The sequence below is a fragment of the Streptomyces sp. NBC_00090 genome (assembly GCF_045160815.1).
Classification (GTDB): domain Bacteria; phylum Actinomycetota; class Actinomycetes; order Streptomycetales; family Streptomycetaceae; genus Streptomyces.
On sequence record NZ_CP108224.1, the window covers coordinates 7,334,087 to 7,350,905 of the forward strand.

Here is a 16,819-nt window from a genome sequence, read left to right on the forward strand (position 1 = left end):
GGATCACCGGATCAGACGGCGATCCGGTGCTCGCCCGCGTACACGTTCATATGCGTCCCGCGCAGGAAACCGACCAGCGTCAGACCCGTCTCGGCGGCCAGGTCCACGGCGAGCGAGGACGGCGCGGAGACGGCGGCGAGCACCGGGATCCCCGCCATCACCGCCTTCTGCGCCAGCTCGAACGAAGCCCGCCCCGACACCAGCAGCACCGCCCGCTCCAGCGGCAGCAGACCCTCCCGCAGCGCCCGCCCCACCAGCTTGTCCACGGCGTTGTGGCGGCCCACGTCCTCCCGTACGTCGAGCAGCTCGCCGTCCTCCGTGAACAGCGCCGCCGCGTGCAGCCCGCCCGTCGAGTCGAAGACCCGCTGCGCGGCCCGCAACCGCTCGGGCAGGAGCGACAGCAGCGCGGGCGTGAGCCGTACGGGGGGAGTGTCGGCGATCGGGAAGCGGGCCGTGGTGCGTACCGCGTCCAGGCTGGCCTTCCCGCACAGCCCGCACGAGGACGTCGTGTAGACGTTCCGCTCCAGGGTGATGTCCGGGACGACGACGTCCGGCGCCAGCTGCACGTCCACCACGTTGTACGTGTTGCTGCCGTCCTCCGTGGCCCCCGCGCAGTAGACGATGTTCCGCACGTCCGCGGCGGCCGCCAGGACGCCCTCGCTGACCAGGAAGCCCGCCGCGAGCGCGAAGTCGTCCCCCGGCGTGCGCATGGTGATCGCGATCGGGCGGCCGTTCAGCCGGATCTCCAGCGGCTCCTCCGCCACCAGAGTGTCGGGCCGGGTGTTCACCGCCCCGTCACGGATCCGCATGACACGCCGACGCTCGGTGACCCGTCCCATCGTGACCGCACTCGATTCTCTCGCGGGGAAGGCCGTTCAGCCGCGAAATCGCGACGGAATCGACCGTGAAAAGGCCATTCTCCGCCACCCGTGGGCCGTGCCCCACCTCGGCCCTTGTCATGGTCGGCCAAGCGCTACGGGGGAATGTTGGTGGGTTACGTCACCTGTTACCGATCAGTCGCTGGCAAGACTGGGGGGTCCTGCCGGACGAACGAACCACCGAGGGGGTCCCGGTATGACGGGCACTCGCATTGCCGCGCTCGGGCACTACCAGCCTGCCAAGGTGCTCACCAACCAGGACCTCGCGGAACTGGTCGACACCGACGACGCGTGGATCACCAGCCGGGTCGGCATCCGCACCCGGCACGTCGCCGGGCCCGACGAGCCGGTCGACGAGCTCGCCGCACACGCCGCGGGCAAGGCCCTGGCGGCCGCGGGGCTCGTCCCGGACGACATCGACCTCGTCCTCGTCGCCACCTCCACCGCGATCGACCGCTCGCCCAACACGGCAGCCCGCGTCGCCGCCCGCCTCGGCATGACCTCGCCCGCCACCATGGACCTCAACGTGGTCTGCGCGGGCTTCACGCACGCCCTGGCGACCGCGGACCACGCCGTACGGGCCGGCGGGGCCCGCCGGGTCCTCGTCATCGGCGCCGACAAGATGACCGACGTGTGCGACTGGACGGACCGCACCACGTGCGTCCTCGTCGGCGACGGCGCGGGCGCCGCGATCGTCGAGGCCGTCGAGGGCGAGGACGCGGGCGACCCGCCCGGCATCGGCCCGGTCCTGTGGGGATCGGTCCCGGAGATGGGCAACGCCGTCCGGATCGAGGGCACCCCGCCGCGCTTCGCGCAGGAGGGCCAGTCCGTCTACCGCTGGGCGACCCAGCAGCTGCCCGCGCTCGCCCGCAAGGCCTGCGAGCGGTCCGGCATCGCCCCCGAGGAGCTCGCGGGCGTGGTGCTGCACCAGGCCAACCTGCGGATCATCGAGCCGCTCGCCGCGAAGATCGGCGCCGTCAACGCGATCGTCGCCCGCGACGTCGTCGACTCCGGCAACACCTCCGCCGCCTCGATCCCGCTGGCCCTGGCCAAGCTCGTCGAGCGGGGCGAACTGCCCTCCGGCTCCCCGGTCCTGCTCTTCGGCTTCGGCGGCAACCTCTCGTACGCGGGCCAGGTCGTCCGGGTCCCGTAGCGCGACGCGGGGCCTCGGGTCAGGCAGGAGACGGTAAGCGGGTCCCGGAGGGGATCCCGGAGCGGCCCCGGAGCGGGCCCCGAGCGGGCCCCGGAGCGGCCCCGCAGTGAGCCCCGGAGTGGCCCCCGTGGTGAGCCCCGGAGTGGGCCCGGGGGCCGTGCCTGCCGAGCAGCGGGCGGCCGCGAGGCTGCGTGCCCCGTTCGGCGGAGCCCGGTGGCGGCGCGCCGTGGCCGGACCTAGCTTCGATCGCGGTGAGGGTCGTCCAGCACCGGGCGCGGAATCGCTCCGCCTCCGCACCCTCGCGTGATCTGGAGGACCGCCATGCGCGCGATACGTGTCGCTTCCGCCGCCCTGCTCACCGCCGCGGTCGTGGGCCTCGCCGCCGCGCCGGCGGCCCTGGCGGACGAGAACGAACCGAACATCACGTCGTTCGGCTTCTCCGTCACTCCCGCGACGGTCGCCCCCGGCGGCACCGTCACCCTCACCTCCGACGGCTGCGAGGTGCCGTCCGTGACCGTCACCTCCGGCGTGTTCGACACGGTGACCCTGAGCGAGGGCCGCCCGGGCACCGCCAACGTCGACTTCGACGCGAAGGCCGGCGCCCGCTACGAGATCACCTTCGACTGCAAGGGCGAGCGCGGTACCACCAGCCTCACCATCGCCGCCTCCACCGGCCCGGGTCACGACACGGAGACCGTCACCGGCCCCGACACGTCCCCCGGCGCCCAGAAGGGCGTGAAGGCCGGGTTCGGCTCCCGGGCCGCTTCCGCCGACGAGGGTCTCGCCACCACCGAACTGGTCACGGGCGTCCTGCTCATCGCCGGAGCGCTCGGCGCCGCCGTCGTGCTGACCCGCCGCCGTGGCGCCGACGGCAGCCCCTGACGGCAGCACCCCGGGGGGACCGAAACCGCCCCTCCGCCCCGGTGTGACGAGGTCCGGGGCGGAGGGGCGCCAACGCGCGCGGGGCGCCATCACCCGCGCGGAGACGGGAGACGGAGGAGGGCGGCCGTGCAGGGGTCGAACGGTACGGGGAGGCACGGTGCCTGGGGTGTCGTCGCCGTCGTCCTCCTGGTCGGCGTGCACCTCGTGCGCGGCGGCGCGGAGGAGCTCCGCGCCGAAGGCCCCCCGCAGCCCGTCGCGGTGGCCGCCCCCGACGGGAGCGGGGCGGTCGACGGGAGCCGGGCGGTCGACGGGGGGCCCGCCCCCGCCTCCGTACCCGATCCGCTGCCCGCCTCGCCGCCTGTCCGGGTCCGCGTCCCGGCGGTCCGCGTCGACGCGCCCGTCACGGAGGTCGGCCTCGACACGGACGGCTGGATCGAGGCCCCGCCGCCCGAGGACGACCACCTCGCGGGCTGGTTCACCGGCGCGGTCACCCCGGGCGAGCGGGGCACCGCCGTCGTCGTCGGCCATGTCGACACCCCGCGAGGCCGGGCCGTCTTCTACGACCTGGGCGCCCTCGGCAAGGGCCACCGTGTGGAGGTCGTCCGCCGGGACGGCCGCACCGCCGTCTTCTCCGTGTACGGCGCCGAGGTCGTCCCCAAGGAGGGCTTCCCCGCCGCCCGCGTCTACGGCGACTCCGGCCTCCCCGAGCTGCGGCTCATCACCTGCGGCGGCACCTTCACCGAGGAGACCGGATACGAGGGCAACGTGGTGGTCTCGGCCCGCCTCGTCGAAGTGCGCTGACCATCGCCGCCGTCTCCACCTCCCGTCGCCTTCACCGCGGACATGACGGACTGCCGGGTGAGCATTGGCCTGGACCGCGTAGTGGTCGTCAATGTGGCCTCCACGGAGCCGGCGTCGGGGGGCGTCGGGCTCCCACCCAGCACGCTCCACGCCGCCGCGGCGCTCCGCGCGGGCTGCCCTTACGTTCACCCGGCGGCCACCGCCGGCAAGAGAGCGCCGGGAAGGAACGCGACCTCATCGGCACTCCTCGTTCACTCTGTGTGAGTACGCGAGGGCATGGCGTACGTGCGACAGGGCGACGCGGACTTGATCAAGGTGAACCGGGCCGTCGCACGCCACTGACCACGGAAAACACTGGTGAAGCGCACCTCGAACCCCTGGTAGAGTTATCTCTGTCGCCGCGGGGAGAACCCAAGACGACAGACACCTTGTCCGGGTGGCGGAATGGCAGACGCGCTAGCTTGAGGTGCTAGTGCCCTTTATCGGGCGTGGGGGTTCAAGTCCCCCCTCGGACACCGAAGGGAAGTGCCGGTCGATCTCGTATCGACCGGCACTTCTCGTTTTCCACAGGCGGAGCGGTCGGCCGGGATGGCGAGGGCGGGCGGCGCCTATCCTGAGGGAGTGATCGAGAACATTCCTCCCTGCCCCCAGTGCTCCAGTGAGTACACGTACGAGATGAACAACCTGGTGGTGTGCCCCGAGTGCGGCCACGAGTGGGTCCCGGCCGCCGACGGTGCCGCCGGCGCGGACACCGCCGGAGAAGTCGTGATCAAGGACGCCGTCGGCAACGTGCTGAGTGACGGCGACACGGTGACCGTCGTGAAGGCCCTCAAGGTCAAGGGCAACCCGTCCGGGATCAAGGCGGGCACCAAGGTCCGCAACATCCGGCTGGTCGACGGCGTCGACGGCCACGACATCGACTGCCGGATCGACGGCTTCGGCGCCATGCAGCTGAAGTCCAGCGTGGTCAAGAAGGCCTGACGTCGGGCTTCCGCGCCACCACCAGCCGGCAGTGCGGGCTGCCGTCCTCCCGGCGGCCCAGGGCCTCGATCGGGTTCAGGGATACGTCGAAGCCCGCGTCCACCAGGCGGGAGCGGACGTCCGCGAGGCGGAACGTGCGGTAGTACATGACGAACGGCGGACGCCAGAGCGCGTTCCGGACGCGCATGGCCGCGTCGAAGCCCCACAGCGTCCAGTAGAGACGCGAGCCGACCGGGGGCGGGGCCGGGAGCGGGAAGGCGAAGGTGCCGCCCGGCCGGAGCGAGGCGTGGACCTGGGCGAAGAGGGTGCGCTGGGCGTCCGGGAGGAAGTGGCCGAAGGCGCCGAAGCTGACCGCCAGGTCGAAGACCGGCGCGAAGGGCAGGGCCAGGACGTCGGCGCGGACCAGGGCGGCCGACGGGTGGGCGCGGCGGGCCGCGGCCAGCATCCCCGTACTGAAGTCGACGCCCGTGATCCGGCCCGCGCACACGGAGCGGAGGACGCCGAGCCCGGCGCCGGTGCCGCAGCACACGTCGAGCCCGGTGTCGAAGGGGCCGAGCTCCTCCAGACCGCCGGCGACCGCGCTCAGGAGACGGTCGGAGGTGCGGAAGGGGGTCGCGTCGAACTTGTCCGCGAGCAGGTCGTAGCCGTGCTCGACGGAGGAGAGGGCCTGGACGGTCAGCTCGCGGAGGCTGGGACCCTGCGGGGTGAACATGGATCCGAGCCTATGCCGTCACGGCCCCCGAGCGGCAGAGCGCACGACGCTCGTCCGACCCGCGCGTCAGAGCGCGCTGCGTACCGGCGGAGCCGACCAGGACGGGGCGGTGCCCGTCAGCTGGCAGGCCAGGAGGTAGAGGGGGATCGGCGGCGTGTAGGGGGACGTGCCGTCGGGGTGGTGGACGAGGCGTGGGCCGCGGTCCGGGATCTCGGCGCCCGGCGCGTAACAGGCGGGGAGCGGCCAGGTGAGGTCGAGGTCGGAGCCGGCCGGGACCAGCCACCACCACCAGTCGCTGTCTGCGTAGACGCAGCCCTTGGCGGGGAGGCGGGAGAGGATCTTGAAGCCGAAGCGGGCCGGGACGCCGACCGCGTCGCAGCCGAGGCCCGTGTGCAGGCCCACGGGGACGGCCAGGCGGGTCGCGCCGAGCTCCGCGGAGTCGAGGGTCCTGGACTCGGACGACCTGGGGCCGAGGCCCTTGGGGCGGGTTCCCCTGTGATCCGATGTGCCGCGCTGTCTCGGCACGGCGGGTGTCTCCGGTGGCTTGCGGACCGACCGGGGGATCAGCAGTGCGGCCATCGACCTCAGCACGGTTCCCCCATGCCGTGGGCCAGTTCCGCCCAGACGATCTGTGCCGTGCCGTGACCGGTGCGGTCGGCGCCCCAGGCGGTGCACAGCGCGTCGACTATGAGGAGTCCGCGGCCGCGTTCCTCCTCGCCGCAGTCGCGCATCCGCGGTCCCGCCGGACCGCCCTCGTCCCGTACCGCTATGCGCATGGTGTCCTCGCCCTCGCGGAGTTCGCAGACCACGCGGCCGCTCGCCGTGTGCACCACGGCGTTGGTGACGAGTTCCGAGACGACCAGGGCGACCGTGTCGCGTATCCCGGGACCGCAGCCCCACAGGATGAGGCGCTCCTCCGCGAGCCGACGGGCCCGTGCCACCGAGGCGGTCAGGGCCGGGAGCTCGAAGGCGAAGCGGCGCACGGTGTCGGTATGGGTGTCGGTCTGAGGCTGCGGGCGCTGGGCCATGACTCGAGGGCTCATGAGAGCTGAAGGCTGCGCGTTACCAGAAGCCACGGACCGGTTCCTCACAACAGTGGGCAGGAGTGCCGTACGGCGCTGCCCCCGTGGCGCGGTGGCGCACGGCAGCAGCGAGTACTGGTTCACCGGAACACTGTCCTCCTGACTCGGACACTTGGCAAGTGGCACTCTGAAAATTGCAGAGTGCCGTGTTCTCTACGGCCTGGCTTCGTGGCACACTCATCGAAAACAGTGCGTCGGGGAGGTCGAGAGTGAGCGAGCCGCGGTCCGCCCCCACGGTGGGACAGGTCGTTCTCGGAAGGCGTCTGCAGGACCTGCGCGAGCGGGCCGGCCTGAAGAGGGAAGAGGCGGCCAAGATCCTCCGGGTGGCCCCGGCCACCGTCCGGCGCATGGAGACGGCCGAGGTCGCGCTGAAGATCCCGTACGTACAACTCCTGCTCAAGGAGTACGGGATCACGGACTCCGAGGCGGAGGGCTTCATCGCCCTTACGGAGGAGGCCAACCTCCCGGGTTGGTGGCAGCGGTTCCACGACGTGCTGCCGGGCTGGTTCTCCATGTACGTGAGCCTGGAGGGGGCCGCCAGCCTGATCCGGGCGTACGAACCCCAGTTCATCCCCGGTCTCCTGCAGACCGAGGCCTACGCCCGAGCCATTCTGCGCAGCGGGGCGGTCGGTGGCAACGACGCGGAGCACCCCAGGCGTACGGAAGACGCCGTCGCGGAGCGTGCCGAGGAGACCGAGCGCCATGTAGCCCTACGGATGGAGCGCCAGTCCCTGCTGACCAGGGAGGACGCCCCGAAGTTCTGGGTGATCATGGACGAGACGGTGTTCCGCCGACCGGTCGGTGACGGGCCCGAAGTGATGCGCGACCAGCTCGACCGGCTGCTCGAAGCGTCCGAGTTGCCGAACGTCACCCTGCAGATCGCGGAGTTCGCGTCCGGCCACCACCCCGGCACCTACGGACCGTTCGTCCTCTTCCGCTTCGCCATGCCGGAACTCCCGGACATGGTCTACAGCGAGTACCTGACCGGCGCCGTCTATCTCGACGCGCGCCCCGAGGTGGCATCCCACCTGGAGGTCATGGACCGCATGGCGGCTCAGGCCGCGACTGCACAACGCACGAAGGAGATTCTCCGGGATCTCCGCAAGGAGCTGTGAATGGATCGCATATACAACGGCATGCCCGCCGCTGAGCTCGGTGTCGATGGTTGGCACAAGCCCTGGAGCGGCGGGAACGGGGGCAACTGTGTGGAGGCCATGAAGCTGGCCGACGGCAGAGTCGCCGTGCGACAGTCCGCAGACCCTGAAGGACCCGCGCTCATCTACACCCACGGGGAGATCGCCGCTTTCATCCAGGGGGCCAAATCCGGTCAGGCTGATTTTCTGCTCACCTGACCCTTCCGCCCCGCCCGTACCGTCGCGTAACTCTTGCTGCAGTGCTACTCGTTCGTCCCGACCAGGAGAGCCGATGACCCAGGACCCCGCATCCGCACGGATCGACACCAGCAAGCCGCATCCGGCGCGCATGTACGACTGGTTCCTGGGCGGCAAGGACAACTACCCGGTCGACGAGGCGATGGCGAAGCAGCTGCTCACCGTCGACGCCCGGGGCCGGGACATGGCCCGCGTCAACCGGGCCTTCATGCACCGCGCCATCCGCTGGCTCAGCGCCAACGGTGTCCGGCAGTACCTGGATGTCGGTACGGGCATCCCGACCGAGCCCAATCTGCACCAGATCGCGCAGGCGGCCGCGCCGGAGTCCCGCATCGTCTACTGCGACAACGACCCGATCGTTCTCGCGCACGCGGCCGCCCTGCTGCGCTCGACCCCGGAAGGGGCCACCGAGTACATCCAGGCGGACGCCCGCGACCCCGAGATCATCCTCGAAAGGGCCGGAAAGGTCCTTGATTTCGACAAGCCCATCGCGCTGTCGATGCTCGCCCTGCTGCACTTCGTCGGGGACGAGGACGGGGCCTACGACCTGGTCGCCAAGCTCGTCGACCAGCTGGCCCCGGGCAGCTACGTCGTCCTCTCCCACGTCACCGGGGACTTCGACCCCGAGGGCGCGGCGAAGGCCAGTGCCATGTACAAGGCGCGCGGGCTGACCCTGCGGCCCCGCTCGCGCGACGAGCTGGCCGCCTTCTTCGACGGCCTGGAGTTCGTCGAGCCGGGGGTCTCGCTCACCGCCGAGTGGCATCCGGAGCTGGGCGAGCCCGTCCCTGTCCAGGGCGACGACCCCATCCCGGGGTGGGCCGCCGTGGCCCGCAAGCCCTGACGGGGGACCCCTGACCGGGAATCCCTGGCCGGGGACTCCTGATCGGAAACCGTTGCCCCGGAGCCCCTGGCCCGGAATCCCTGGACAGCGCGACACGAAGGCCCGCGGACCGGATCGTCGGTCCGCGGGCCTTCGTCGGGCGGCCGTCTACCGCCCCGGTTCGACCAGCGTCACCAGGAAGCTCCGCGCCCGGCTCACGTTGCCGGCCGCGTCGATCGTGCGGTACTCGACGGTGTGCGTGCCGTAGTCCGGGGTGGCGTCGTCCCACGGAACCGCCCGGCTCCGGCCCAGCTTCCCGTACACCAGGTCGTCGATCACCGTGCCGCTCGGCGAGAAGCGGAACGGCGCGTCCGCGTCCGTCGGCCAGCCGTAGTACGTGTACCAGCCGTCGCCGTTCACCCGGAACTGGCTCACCACGGCACCCTCCTGGTCGTCCCGCGCGGTCAGCCGCATCGTGAACGCGCCGTCGTAGACGTACTCGACGGGCCGACCGGGGCGCCGCACGGTACGCAGCGGAGCGGACAGTTCGTACGCGGCCGAGGCCGGGCGGGCGTCCACCGTCCAGCTCAACTCCTCGCCCGTGCCCGGGATACGGGCCGTCAGCGTGTGCGACTCGGGAGCGAGGTCGAGCGAACCCAGGTCCAGGTCACGGTCGTTGCGGCCGGAGGGGTGGACGGGGCGGCCGTCGAGGCTCCAGTGCACGGCCGGGACGCGGTCCGCCGGATGGGTGGTGTCCGCGTGGACGACGGTCCCGGCGCCGACCGGGGCCCCCGTCGGGGTGTGCCCGGTGAACGCGGCCCGTACGGTCCCGTCCCGGGTGGTGAGCGAGGTGTCCACCGTCCAGCCGACCGTCCGGGTGAGCGCCGTCGAGGCGCGGACCGCCGGGTCGCGGACGAAGGGCGTCGGGTCGGTGACCGTCGCCGTGAGCGTGTGAATGCCGGGGGAGAGGTCCAGTCTCCGCAGGTCGACCGTGCGTGCGCCACGGGTGGTGAGGGCCCGCCCGTCCAGCTTCCAGGTGACGGAGAGCGCGCCGCCGACCGGGTGCAGGGTGTCGACCCACACGGTCCGGTCCGCGCCGATCGGCGCGGTGTTCGGCGTGTGGTCCTGGACCAGGTTCACCTTCGCGGAGATCGCCCGGACCATCACCTCGCGCTCGACCTGGTCGAAGGCGTAGCCGAGGGTCTTCATCAGGGAGTGGCGGCTCGGGCGCCAGACGCCCTCCGTGCTGTACAGGCCGCCCTCGTGGCGGCCGATGACGCCGCCCGACTCGCTCTCCTCGCCGAGCCAGCGCCACCACTTGGCCCGCTCGTCCCGCATCTGATCCTCCGTCAGGAGGGTGTGGTGCGTGGAGCTCGGCTCGGGGCCGGAGTACGCGCCGCCGGGGACCCCGCGGGCGTAGTAGTCGTACTCGTCCTGGAGGCCGCCGAGCGAATGGCCTATCTCGTGCGGGGTGATGAGGGAGGAGAGGGCGTTGCCACCCGAGGCGGTGGCGTAACTGCCGCCGGCCCCGCCGTAGGTGGAGCTGTGGGCGAGGGCGACGATCTGCCGGTTGGCGCGGCTCGTGCCCGGGACGAGGTCGGCGAGCGCGCCGGCCTTCGCGCTGTCGACGGTGAGCAGCCGCTGCACGCTGTCCGGGTTGCAGCCGCCCCAGAAGCCCATGTCGAGCGCGGTGTCGCGGACGGGGGCGGCGAGACCCGGGTCGCAGTCCACGCCGGACTCGGCCGAAGGGACCTCCACCGCCCACACGTTGACGTACGAGCGGTACGAGGCGAACGGCTCGATGCTCCACAGGGTGTTCAGATGCCGTTCCAGGTCCGCCCGGAAGGCCGGCATCTCCGCCGCCGTGTAGCCGTCGCCCATGAACACCAGGTTGAACCGCCGGTCCGCCGGCCCGGTCGTCTGTACGGGGACGACGACCGGGCCGCCGGCCGTCGTCGGCGTCTCGGCGGCCGCCGGCCCCGTTCCCACGAGTCCGACGGCCAGCAGACAGACCGCGACGATGCGGGCCAGGCCTCTCCGTGCTCCATTGCGCTGTGAGGTCATGGGGCGCGAGCCTAGGCCGCGCCCCCGATCCCGTAAAGATGTTCGTCAGCCGTACGACTTCGCGTCGGTTCAGCGGTGCAGGTAGGCCAGACCGGCGTGTTCCGCCGTGTAGTTCTCCACCAGCCGGCGGGCCACCGAGACCGAGTCGACCAGCGGATGCAGCGCGAACGCCTTGACCGCCGTCGCCCGCGAACCGCTCTCGACCGCGGCGAGGACCTCCCGCTCCACCGCCTTCACGGCGGTCACGAGACCGACGGCGTGGTACGGAAGCGGGGACACCGACACCGGGTGGGCGCCGTTCGCGTCCACGAAGCAGGGGACCTCGATGACCGCGTCGGCGTCGAGTTCGGCGAGTGTGGTGCCGTTCCGGACGTTGAGGATCAGGGTGGCCCGCTCGTTGCGCGCGACCGCCCGCATCAGGGCGAGTGCCACCTTCTCGTAGCCGCCGGACTCCAGGTCCTCCTCGTCGCGTTCCCCGATCCCGGCGGCCTCGCGGTTCGCCGCCATGTACGTGGCCTCGCGGTCGGCGAGCGTACGGTGCCAGGCGTCCAGGGCGGGCGTGTCGGGCTTGCCCATCTCCGCGTAGAAGCCGGCCTGTTGGTCACGCAGATAGGCCCCGCGCGTCCGTTCGGCGGTCCGGTAGGCCTGTACCGCCTCCCGGTTGAAGTAGTAGTAGTGCAGGTACTCGTTGGGGACGGCGCCGAGCGAGCGCAGCCACTCCGGGCCGAAGAGCCTGCCCTCCTCGAAGGAGCCGAGCGCCGCCTCGTCGGCGAGCAGCCGGGGGAGTTCGTCGCGGCCGCCGATCCGCAGACCGCGCAGCCAGCCCAGGTGGTTGAGGCCCACGTAGTCGATCCACGCCTCGTCCGGATTCGCGCCGAGGACGCGGGCGACGCGCCGGCCCAGACCCACGGGGGAGTCGCAGATGCCGACGACCCGGTCGCCGAGGATCCGGGACATGGCCTCGGTGACGAGCCCGGCCGGGTTGGTGAAGTTGATGACCCAGGCGTCCGGGGCGAGTTCGGCGACCCTGCGGGCGATGTGCTCCGCGACCGGCACCGTCCGCAGGCCGTACGCGATCCCGCCCGCCCCGACGGTCTCCTGGCCGAGCACGCCCTCGGCGAGCGCGATCCGCTCGTCGGCCGCCCGGCCCTCCAGGCCGCCGACCCGGATCGCGGAGAACACGAAGTCGGCCCCGCGCAGGGCCTCGTCCAGATCCGTCGTCGCGGTGACGGCGGGCGCGTCCGGCACCCCTTCGCCCTGCTCCGCGAGGACCCTGGCGATGGCCGAGAGCCGGCCCTCGTCGAGGTCGTACAGGGTGACGTGGGTGACCCGCCCCTCGGCGTGGTCGCCGAGGAGGGCGCCGTACACCAGCGGCACCCGGAATCCGCCGCCTCCGAGAATCGTCAGTTTCATGCCCGTACGCTACTCGGGCGCGCCCGCCGGGCAGCGGGATGACGGGCGGTCGTCCACCGGGGCGTCCACATGCCGGGCGCCGCTGAGGGACAATGGCGGCATGTCCCGACGCAAGACCCGCGCCCGTACGTCTCCTGCTGCTGTCGCCGTCCCGGCCGTGACCGCGGACTCTCCCTGCCCCTGCGGCCTCGACGCCGAGTACAGCGTGTGCTGCGGCCGCTTCCACGGCGGCGCGGCGGGCACGGCGCCGACGGCGGAACTGCTCATGCGCTCCCGCTACAGCGCGTTCGTCGTCCGCGACGAGGCGTACCTGCTGCGCACCTGGGCGCCGGAGACCCGCCCCGGGGAGGTCGACTTCGACCCGGCGCTGCGCTGGACGGGACTGGAGATCCAGGGGACCACCGACGGCACCGCCTTCCACCAGCACGGCACCGTCACCTTCACGGCGAGCTACGCGCACGGCGGCAAAGCCGGCGCGCTCCACGAGCGGAGCCGTTTCGCCCGCCACGAGGGCGCCTGGGTGTACGTGGACGGCGACGTCACCGAGTAGCGACGTCACCGAGTAGCGACGTCAGCGAGGGCCGACGTCAGCGAAGGCCGGCGTATCGGAGGGTCGACGTCATCACGTGCCGACGTCACCGGGCGGAGGAGACCACCCGGTCCTCGGGCCGCCGTGCCGGGATACCGGTCGCGAGGTCCTCGGCGACGAACTTCTTCGCGATGGCGTCCGTCGCCACCCGCAGCTCGGGCCCGCTCGGCCGGCCGCGCTCCTGCTCGATCCGGTCGGAGAGCCAGTCGCCCCACGCCCGCGTGATGACCCCCGCCTCCCGCTCGCCCGCCGGGGTGTGCGAGAGCAGGCTGCCGTCCCGGGTGAGGAAGCCCTCGTCGACCATCCGGTCGAAGACCGGCAGCAGCACCTCCGGCGGAACCCGGCGCCCGGCGGAGATCAGTCCGAGGCTCGCGTGCCCGACGGTGCGGGTGAAGAGCTCGACCTGCATCACCGCCCAGGCCCCCGCCGTGTCGAGCCGGGTGTCGGACGCGTCGACGATCCGCCGGGCGGTGTCCAGGTCGATGCGGCGCAGGATCCGGCCCACGGACAGTTCGAGGAGCTTCGCCGAGTCGCCGGAGGAGGTGGGGGAGGCGAAGCCCTCTCCCATGTCCGGGGCGGCGGCGCGCGCCGAGTCGCGGAGCGTCACCTGCTTGAGGAAGAGGGCCACGACGAACCCGATCGCGGCGACCGGCACCGTCCAGAGGAAGACGGTGTGGAGGGTGTCGGCGTAGGCGTGCACGATGGGCTCGGCCACCTCGTCCGGCAGGCCGTGCACCCCGGCCGGGCTCTGCGCGGCCTGCGCGAGCCCGGCCGGGTCGATACCGAGGCTTCCCGCGACGGCGGCCGCCTCGCCGACCCCGGCCGCGAGGTTGGGCTTGAGGGAGTTCACGTAGATCGTGCCGAAGACGGCGGTCCCGAAGGAGCTGCCGAGGGTGCGGAAGAAGGTGACGCCCGAGGTCGCGGTGCCGAGATCGGCGTAGTCGACGGTGTTCTGCACGACGATCGTCAGCACCTGCATGCACAGGCCGATGCCCGCGCCGAGCACGAACATGTAGAGCGACTCCAGCCAGGTGCTGGTCTCCGGCCCCATGAGCGAGAGCAGATAGAGTCCGATCCCCATCACCAGACAGCCGACGATCGGGAAGATCCGGTAGTGGCCCGTCTTGCTGACCACGTTGCCGCTGAAGATCGAGGCGATGAGCAGTCCGACGACCATGGGGAGGGTGCGGATGCCCGAGACGGTCGCCGAGTCCCCGTCGACGTACTGGAGATAGGTCGGCAGGAAGGTCATCGCGCCGAGCATGGCGAAGCCGACGACGAAGCTCAGTACGGAGCAGACGGTGAAGACCGGATTGGCGAACAGCCGCATGGGCAGCATGGGTTCGGCCGCGCGTGTCTCCACCCAGCAGAACAGGGCCAGGGCGAGGAAGCCGCCGACGAAGAGCCCGATGATGACGCCGGAGGTCCACGCGTACTCGTTGCCGCCCCAACTGGTCGCCAGGATGAGGGCGCTGGAGCCGGCGGCGACGAACGCGATGCCCGCGTAGTCGATGACCGGCCGGCTCGCGGAGCGTACGGAGGGGATCGTGCGCGCGGCGGCGATCACGACCAGGATCGCGATGGGAACGTTGACGTAGAACGCCCAGCGCCAGCTCAGATGGTCGGTGAACAGACCGCCGAGGAGCGGGCCGATGACGGTGGAGACACCGAACACGGCCCCGATCGCGCCCTGGTACTTGCCCCGTTCGCGCAGCGGGATCACATCGGCGATCAGCGCCATCGAGGTGACCATGAGGCCGCCGGCGCCGATGCCCTGGAGGCCGCGCCAGGCGATCAGCAGCGTCATGTTGGTGGCGAGTCCGCAGAGGAACGAGCCGGTGATGAAGATGATCGCCGAGATCTGGAAGATCACCTTGCGGCCGAAGAGATCGCCGAACTTTCCGACGAGGACGGTGGCGACCGTCTCGGCGAGCAGGTACGCGGTGACCACCCACGACATGTGCGCTGCGCCGCCGAGGTCCGAGACGATCGTGGGCAGGGCGGTGCCGACGATCGTCTGGTCGAGGGCCGCGAGGAGGACGCCCAGCATGATCGTGCCGAAGACGATGTTGCGGCGGCGTTTGTCGAGCACGGGTGGCTCGGTGGCGGCCGGGGGCGCGGGCACTGCGTCGCTGGTCGTGGTCACCTTCGCAGCGTCACACCGCCGCCACCCTCATGCATGCGGGGGACGGCCGAACAGGCGTACCCCATCGGGCCCCGGGGGAGGGGGAGGGAGGGAGCCCAGGGGCGAGGGGCCGAGGGCCCGAAGAAGCCCGAGGGGGGCGAGGGAGCGCAGGGGCCTCAGGGGGTGACGGGCAGCTGGGGGTGGTGCTTGGCGAGGATCTTGTTGGCCCGCGCCAGCGCCGCGAGGGCGTGCTCGCGGTCCGCCCGGTCCTCCGCGCAGAGCGGCCCACGGAACCGGTACACCTCGCGCGCCGCGCAGTCCGCGTCGACCTCGGCCTGAAGGACGTGCAGCGGAAGGCAGGAGCCGATCAGCGCGGCCACGCTGTCGGGGATCGGGACGGGGATGAGGGGCGAGGGCGAGGCGATCACGGGGCAGTCCTTGTGGGTGCGGGAAGTGTGCGGAGGCGTCTCCTCTCCATACGTACCGGATCGCGGTACGGGTTCCGGCACGGTGTTGTCATGACGGGGTGACAGCGGGACGGCCGACGGGCGGTGAGCACGGTCGGCAGGGGAGTGGGAGGCGCTCCGGAGCTGGGTGGGGGCGGAGGCGTTCCCGCAGGTACGGGGGGTGGTCGACCGCTCGGTCCGGCACTCCGAGGTCCGGACATCGCTCGTGCGTTCGTCGAACGCGTGCTCGGGAAACGGGTGTTGGGGCGGGTGAGGCGACCGCGAAATGTGAAGCATCTCACTCGGGCTTCCGACGGCTTCCGCACGCGGAGATTCCGTGCTCGATGCGGCTGGGGTGCTCACGTGCCCGGCATGTCGTACTCGGTCTACGCGAGGATCTCGGCCAGGTCGTACGAGACGGGCTCGTCCAGCTGCCCGTAGCCGCAGGACTCCGGCGCCCGGTCCGGGCGCCAGCGCTTGAACTGGGCCGTGTGGCGGAAGCGGTCGCCCTCCATGTGGTCGTACCCGACCTCGCAGACCCGCTCCGGCCGCAGCGCCACCCACGACAGGTCCTTCTTGCCGGACCATCGGCTCGGCGCACCCGGGAGCCGCGCCCCCTCGTGCGCGGACTCGTCCGTCCACGCCGCCCACGGGTGCCCGTCCGGCGGGTCCATGCGCAGCGGCTCCAGCTCCTCGACGAGCTCGGCGCGCCGGGGGGCGGTGAAGGCCGCGCACACGCCGACGTGCTGGAGGGCGCCCCCGTCGTCGTACAGGCCGAGCAGCAGCGAGCCGACCACCGGCCCGCTCTTGTGGAAGCGGTAGCCGGCCACCACCACGTCGGCGGTCCGCTCGTGCTTGATCTTGTACATCAGGCGGGCGTCGGGCCGGTACGGCAGGTCGAGCGGCTTGGCGATCACCCCGTCGAGCCCCGCGCCCTCGTACTGCTCGAACCAGCGGGCCGCGAGCTCGACGTCCTGGGTGGCGGGCGCCAGATGGACCGGCGCGTCGACCCCGTCGAGGACCCGCTCCAGGCTCGCCCGCCGCTCGCTCAGCGGGACGTCGAGCAGTGACTCGTCCCCGAGTGCGAGCAGGTCGAAGGCGACGAAGCGGGCGGGCGTGGTCTCCGCGAGCATGCGGACCCGGGAGCCGGCCGGATGGATCCGCTCGGTGAGCCGGTCGAAGTCGAGGTGGCCGTCGTGCTCGATCACGATCTCGCCGTCGACCACGCACCGCTCCGGCAGCCGGGTGGTGAGCGCCTCCGCCAGCTCGGGGAAGTAGCGGGTGAGCGGCTTGCCCGTACGGCTGCCGATGACGAGCTCCGGTCCGTCGCGGTGGACGATCGCCCGGAAGCCGTCCCACTTCGCCTCGTACTGCATCCCGGGCGGAATCTTCTTCACGGCCTTGGCGAGCATCGGTTTCACGGGCGGCATCACCGGCAGATCCATGGGTTGATTGTCTGGTATGCGGGAGTTGTCGGCGAGC

17 protein-coding genes and 1 tRNA gene are annotated in these 16,819 nt (G+C 71.9%); 9 read left to right on the forward strand and 9 right to left on the reverse strand.

Going from position 1 to position 16,819, the window contains the following annotated elements; all coding sequences use genetic code 11:
- Positions 1-11: 11 nt before the first annotated feature.
- Complete coding sequence (fdhD, locus tag OG361_RS32665; protein ID WP_405859276.1) at positions 12-839, reverse strand: formate dehydrogenase accessory sulfurtransferase FdhD; 828 nt, start codon at positions 837-839, stop codon at positions 12-14.
- A 235-nt stretch (positions 840-1,074) separates the two neighbouring features.
- Between fdhD and OG361_RS32670 the strand changes: the two genes are divergently transcribed.
- From OG361_RS32670 to OG361_RS32690, 5 genes are all read left to right on the forward strand, one after another.
- Positions 1,075-2,031: a beta-ketoacyl-ACP synthase III gene (locus tag OG361_RS32670; RefSeq protein WP_384561002.1), complete on the forward strand. Its 957-nt coding sequence runs from the start codon at positions 1,075-1,077 to the stop codon at positions 2,029-2,031.
- 321 nt (positions 2,032-2,352) lie between these two features.
- Positions 2,353-2,913 carry a hypothetical protein gene (locus OG361_RS32675; RefSeq protein ID WP_405859278.1) on the forward strand — a complete coding sequence of 187 codons (561 nt, stop codon included), beginning with the start codon at positions 2,353-2,355 and terminating at the stop codon, positions 2,911-2,913.
- Between the two features lie 126 nt (positions 2,914-3,039).
- Complete coding sequence (locus OG361_RS32680; RefSeq protein ID WP_405859280.1) at positions 3,040-3,714, forward strand: class F sortase; 675 nt, start codon at positions 3,040-3,042, stop codon at positions 3,712-3,714.
- 430 nt (positions 3,715-4,144) lie between these two features.
- A tRNA-Leu gene (locus OG361_RS32685) sits at positions 4,145-4,229 on the forward strand.
- 106 nt (positions 4,230-4,335) lie between these two features.
- The gene (locus tag OG361_RS32690; RefSeq protein ID WP_384569572.1) at positions 4,336-4,695 is read left to right on the forward strand and encodes a zinc ribbon domain-containing protein YjdM; all 360 of its coding nucleotides are present in this window, start codon (positions 4,336-4,338) and stop codon (positions 4,693-4,695) included.
- Here OG361_RS32690 and OG361_RS32695 read toward each other — a convergent pair.
- The 3 genes from OG361_RS32695 to OG361_RS32705 form a co-directional block, all read right to left on the reverse strand.
- The gene (locus OG361_RS32695; protein WP_405859282.1) at positions 4,682-5,407 is read right to left on the reverse strand and encodes a class I SAM-dependent methyltransferase; all 726 of its coding nucleotides are present in this window, start codon (positions 5,405-5,407) and stop codon (positions 4,682-4,684) included. The genes OG361_RS32690 and OG361_RS32695 overlap by 14 nt on opposite strands.
- A gap of 66 nt (positions 5,408-5,473) precedes the next feature.
- Positions 5,474-5,986: a hypothetical protein gene (locus OG361_RS32700; protein ID WP_405859284.1), complete on the reverse strand. Its 513-nt coding sequence runs from the start codon at positions 5,984-5,986 to the stop codon at positions 5,474-5,476.
- A gap of 5 nt (positions 5,987-5,991) precedes the next feature.
- Positions 5,992-6,435 (reverse strand): ATP-binding protein, encoded by a 444-nt coding sequence (locus OG361_RS32705; RefSeq protein WP_405862572.1) that lies wholly within the window; start codon positions 6,433-6,435, stop codon positions 5,992-5,994.
- A 263-nt stretch (positions 6,436-6,698) separates the two neighbouring features.
- Here OG361_RS32705 and OG361_RS32710 point away from each other — a divergent pair, with 263 nt between their 5' ends.
- From OG361_RS32710 to OG361_RS32720, 3 genes are all read left to right on the forward strand, one after another.
- Positions 6,699-7,604 carry a helix-turn-helix transcriptional regulator gene (locus OG361_RS32710; RefSeq protein WP_405859286.1) on the forward strand — a complete coding sequence of 302 codons (906 nt, stop codon included), beginning with the start codon at positions 6,699-6,701 and terminating at the stop codon, positions 7,602-7,604.
- A complete protein-coding gene (locus OG361_RS32715) occupies positions 7,605-7,841 on the forward strand; it encodes a DUF397 domain-containing protein (RefSeq protein WP_024761545.1) in 237 nt (78 codons plus the stop codon).
- A gap of 73 nt (positions 7,842-7,914) precedes the next feature.
- Complete coding sequence (locus OG361_RS32720; protein ID WP_384569560.1) at positions 7,915-8,721, forward strand: SAM-dependent methyltransferase; 807 nt, start codon at positions 7,915-7,917, stop codon at positions 8,719-8,721.
- 147 nt (positions 8,722-8,868) lie between these two features.
- On the opposite strand, the gene OG361_RS32725 is transcribed toward OG361_RS32720, so the two are convergent.
- Positions 8,869-10,764 (reverse strand): M64 family metallopeptidase, encoded by a 1,896-nt coding sequence (locus OG361_RS32725; protein WP_405859289.1) that lies wholly within the window; start codon positions 10,762-10,764, stop codon positions 8,869-8,871.
- A 69-nt stretch (positions 10,765-10,833) separates the two neighbouring features.
- On the reverse strand, positions 10,834-12,177 hold the full coding sequence (locus OG361_RS32730) for a 6-phospho-beta-glucosidase (protein ID WP_405859291.1): 1,344 nt from the start codon (positions 12,175-12,177) through the stop codon (positions 10,834-10,836).
- Positions 12,178-12,277: 100 nt separating this feature from the next.
- Between OG361_RS32730 and OG361_RS32735 the strand changes: the two genes are divergently transcribed.
- Positions 12,278-12,727, forward strand: a complete 450-nt coding sequence (locus OG361_RS32735; protein ID WP_405859293.1) for a YchJ family protein — start codon at positions 12,278-12,280, stop codon at positions 12,725-12,727.
- Between the two features lie 85 nt (positions 12,728-12,812).
- On the opposite strand, the gene OG361_RS32740 is transcribed toward OG361_RS32735, so the two are convergent.
- The 3 genes from OG361_RS32740 to OG361_RS32750 form a co-directional block, all read right to left on the reverse strand.
- On the reverse strand, positions 12,813-14,912 hold the full coding sequence (locus OG361_RS32740) for an MDR family MFS transporter (RefSeq protein WP_405859295.1): 2,100 nt from the start codon (positions 14,910-14,912) through the stop codon (positions 12,813-12,815).
- Between the two features lie 155 nt (positions 14,913-15,067).
- Positions 15,068-15,319, reverse strand: a complete 252-nt coding sequence (locus tag OG361_RS32745) for a hypothetical protein (RefSeq protein ID WP_405859297.1) — start codon at positions 15,317-15,319, stop codon at positions 15,068-15,070.
- A 404-nt stretch (positions 15,320-15,723) separates the two neighbouring features.
- Positions 15,724-16,782: an ATP-dependent DNA ligase gene (locus tag OG361_RS32750; protein WP_405859299.1), complete on the reverse strand. Its 1,059-nt coding sequence runs from the start codon at positions 16,780-16,782 to the stop codon at positions 15,724-15,726.
- Between the last annotated feature and the right edge of the window lie 37 nt (positions 16,783-16,819).